Source organism: Streptomyces sp. Ncost-T10-10d (assembly GCF_900091955.1).
Lineage (GTDB): Bacteria > Actinomycetota > Actinomycetes > Streptomycetales > Streptomycetaceae > Streptomyces.
The window spans coordinates 1-4323 of the sequence record NZ_FMDF01000097.1 but is presented as its reverse complement, the minus strand read 5'-3'; the positions used below and the strand labels follow the sequence as shown (position 1 = coordinate 4323).

Annotated in this window: 1 protein-coding gene; it reads right to left on the bottom strand. The window is 76.0% G+C overall.

Annotated elements, in window-relative coordinates:
* A partial coding sequence (locus GA0115254_RS14525) for a non-ribosomal peptide synthetase (protein ID WP_141720828.1) occupies positions 1–4323 on the bottom strand: 4323 nt, incomplete at both ends.

Below are 4323 nucleotides of genomic sequence, written 5' to 3'. Positions count from 1 at the left end.
GGGCCGCGCCCGCGGCGAGCCGGCGGGACCGTTCGGCACCGGCCGGCGCCCGCAACCGCCCCACCGGGGCCTCCGGTTCGGCCACGACGGTGCGCAGCAGCTCCACCACCTGGTCGAGGACGGCCGCCGCCGCGGCCTGGTCGAAGGTGTCCGGCCGGTGGCGCAGCACGATCCGCAGCCGCTCGTGCGGCACCACGGTCAGGTCCAGCGTGTAGTGCGTGGCGTCGTAGCCGCCCGCCCCGGAGACGTGCAGGGTGTCTGTCGGCCCGGTGTCGTCCTCCGGGCCGGCCGGGAAGTTCTCCACCACGACGGCGGTGTCGAAGAGCGCGTCGTGCCCGGTCGTCCGCTGGATCTCGCTGAGCGGCACGTGGTGGTGGGCGAGCAGCTCCGCCTGGCCGGCGGCGATCTCCCGGAAGAGCCGGGCGACGGTGTCGCCCGGGCGCAGCCGGATCCTCACCGGCACCGTGTTGATGAACAGCCCGAGCATCTCGCCGGATCCGTCGAGCTCGCCCGGCCGGCCCGACACCGTGGCGCCGAACACCACGTCGTCGCGGCCGGTCAGCCGGGCCAGCACCGTGGCCCATACGCCGAGCACGACGGTGTGCAGGGTCAGCCCGTGCTCGCGGAGCGCCGCGGTGAGGGCGGCGGTGGCGGCCGCGTCCAGTTCGGCCGTCAGCTCCCGCGGGCGGACCGGCAGGTGCCGCGTGCCGAGGTCGTCGGCCACCAGGGTGGGGCCGTCCAGCTCCGCCAGCGCCCGGACCCAGGCCGCGACGGAGGCCTTCGTGTCCTGGCCGTCGAGCCAGGCGAGGAAGTCGCGGTACGGGCGCACCGGCGGCAGTGCGCCCGTGTCACCCCCGTCGGCGGCCAGCCTGAGGAGTTCCCGCACGAACAGCGGTGTGGACCAGCCGTCGATCAGCGTGTGGTGGTGCGTCACCAGCAGCCGGTGCCGGTCCGGTCCGAGCCGGACGAGGGCCATCCGCATCAGGGGTGCCCGGGTGAGGTCGAACCGCTGGTCGCGGTCGGCGGCCTGCAGCAGGTCCAGGGCCGCGCGGCGGTCCGTCTCGCCCAGCGCGCTCAGATCGGTCTCCTGCCACGCGAAGTCGTCGTGGTCCGTGATCACCTGGACCGGGCGGCGCAGACCCTGCCAGCGGAACGCGGCCCGCAGGTTCGGGTGCCGGCGCAGCATCAGCCGGCCTGCCCGCCGGACGGCGGCGGCGTCCACCGGGCCGACGAGGTCGACGTAGAGCTGCATCGTGTACAGGTCGGGGCCGTCGTCGTAGCCGCTGTGGAAGAGCAGGCCCTCCTGCAGCGGCGTGAGCGGCAGGATGTCCCGGACGCCCGGCTGCTCACGCGTCACCAGGTCGACCTCGTCCTGGTCCAGTCGGGCGAGCGGGAAGTCCGACGGGGTGCGGCCGCCGCCGTGTGCACGCACGTGCGCGCACAGCGCGTGCAGCGCCCGCTGCCAGCCGTCGGCCAGGTCGGCGGCGGTCGCGTCGTCGAGCGCGCCGGGGGCCCACGACCAGGTCGCCGCCAGGGCGGGCCCGGAAGGGCCGCCGACCACCATGGCGTTGAGTTCCATGACATGCGGCATGGCCATGTCCGGGTCGAGCCCGCCGGCCGGCTCTCCCGACTCCACCGTCGGGCTCCACGCACCGGTACCCGACGGCCCGTCGAACCGGCCCAGGTAGTTGAAGAGGATCTCGGCAGCGGCGCGGTCCGCGAGGGCGGCGGCCGTGTCGGGGCCGAGGTAGCGCAGCATGCCGTAGCCGAGACCGCCGTCGGGCGCCGAGCGCAGCTGCTCCTTGACCCGCTTCACGGCGCGGCCGGTCGCGGGACCGCCGTCGAACAGCTCGGCCGGATCCTGCTCGCCGAGCCGCAGCAGCACCGGATACATGCTGGTGAACCAGCCCACGGTGCGGGTGAGATCGACGCCTTCGGCGATCTCCTCGCGGCCGTGGCCCTCGACATCGACCAGCAGGGTGCCGTCGTCCGGTTCCCCGTGGTCCCGGCGGTGCTCGGCGACGGCCATGGCCAGCGCGGTCAGCAGCAGGTCCTGGACGGTGCCGCCGAAGGCGGCCGGGACCGTCGTCAGCAGTTCGGCCGTCAGCTCCGCCGGGACGAAGCAGGTGCGGAACCGGGCCCGGCCGTAGGTGTCCCGGGCCGGATCCAGCGGCCGCCGGGCGAGCGCCGGGGCCGCGGTCGGTGCCGTGACCTGGAGCCAGTACGGCAGTTCGGCACGGCGCCGCGGTCCGCCGGCCTGCTCGTGGAGGAGCCGCACCCACCGGCGCAGCGAGGTGCCCACCGCGGGCAGCCGCACCGGTTCCCCGGCCGCCGCCGAGCCGGCGGCGGCCGTCAGGTCGGGCACCAGCACCCGCCAGGAGTATCCGTCGACGGCCAGATGATGGACGGACAGCAGCAGATGGCCGGGCTCCCGCGGACCGGCGTCGAACCACACCGCCCGCAGCACCACACCGGCCGCGAGGTCGAATCCGCCCCCGTCGTCGGCGCGTTCGGTGTCGATGGCGGTACGCAGGGCCTCCCTGTCCAGCCCCCGCACGTCGACGCGCCGCCAGCAGTCGGCCGCGGACACCGCGCCGCGCGGGGCGATCTCCAGTGTCCACTGCGGCTGCAGCAGCCGGAGCCGCAGTGCGTCGTGCCGGTCGAGAAGCGCGCCGATCGCCGTCAGCAACTGCTCCCCGGTGGTGCCGGCCGGGGTGCCGAGCACGGTCGACTGGGCGAAACCGTCCAGGGGCGCCGCGCGTTCGCGCAGCCAGGCGGCGATGGGCCACACCTCCAGCGGGCCGACCGCCACGTCCGCGTCGTCCTCGGTCCGTAGAGCGGAGGCGACCGCCGCCAGTGCCGCCGCCGTCCGGTGCTCGAAGATCTGCCGGGCGGTCAGCCGTAGCCCCGCCGCCCGCGCCCGGGCCACCAGTTGGATCGAGGAGATGCTGTCGCCGCCGATCCCGAAGAAGTCGTCGTCCGGGCCCACGGAGTCCAGGCGCAGGGTGTCGGCGACGGCGGCGCAGAGCACCCGTTCGCGTTCGGTGCCCGGCTTCCGGGGCGCACCGCGGCGCGGCACCTCCGGGTCCGGCAGCATGTGCCGGTCGACCTTCCCGTGGCGGTTGAGCGGCAGCGCGGCCAGCGGGACCACGGCCGAGGGCACCAGGTTCCGGGGCAGCACTCCGGCGAGCCAGTCGATCATGTCGGCGGGCGACGGCAGCTCTCGGCCCGCGCCCGGTGCGGCGTACGCCACCAGCCGGGGCGGTTCGCCCACCGCGAGCACGGCGGCCTGGCCGACACCGGGACAGTCGGCCAGCGCGGCCTCGACCTCGGCCGGTTCGATCCGGACGCCGTGCACCTGCACCTGCCGGTCGACCCGGCCGAGGAACTCCAGCTCACCCCCGGCGGTCCAGCGCGCCAGGTCGCCGGTGCGGTACATGCGGGCGCCCGGCGGTCCGAACGGGCAGGCCACGAAACGCTCCGCGGTGTCCGCCGAGCGGCCGAGGTAGCCCCGTGTCACGCCGGGGCCGGCGGCGTACAACTCGCCGGGCGTACCGGGCGGGACCGGCCGCAGCGCGGCGTCGAGCACGTGGACCGCCGCGTTCGCCACCGGGGTGCCGATCGGCACCCTCGTGCCGGAGCCGTCCGGCCGGCAGTCGGCGAGCGTCACCGTGTCGCCCGCCTCGGTGGGACCGTACGCGTTGATCATCAGCCGGCCGGGCGACCAGCGGGCCACGAGCTCCGGCGGGCAGGACTCGCCGCCGACGACCAGGGTGCGCACCCCGGTCAGGGAGCCTTCCGGCAACGTGGCCAGGACGGCGGGCGTGAGCTGTACGTGCGTCACCCGGGCCGTGTCGATCCAGCGCGCCAGTGCCTCGCCGACCAGGGGCTCCCCCGCGGGCGGCAGCACGAGGGCCGCGCCGGCCGCCATGGCCGTGAGCCATTCGGACATCGCGGCGTCGAAGCTCCAGGGGGCGAGCTGCGCCATCCGGCTCCCGGCGTCGAGGCCGAAGCGGCCCAGCTGGGCTCGGACCGTCGTGTCCGTGCCGCGCCGGGTGACGGCCACCGGCTTGGGGGTTCCGGTGGACCCCGAGGTGTGGAGCACGTAGGCGAGGTGGTCGGGGTGCGGCGGGGCCGGGAGCGTCGCGCCGCCCCGGTGGTCCGGAGCGTCCAGGTCCAGGACCGGCAGGCCGGGCGGCAGTGCCTCGCCGTGGCCCGCCGCCGTGACGGCGAGCAGCGCCTTCGCGCCGGACACCAGCCGGGCCTGCCGGAGCGGCGGCAGGCCGGGGTCCACCCACAGGAACGCGGCGCCCGCCTTGGCCA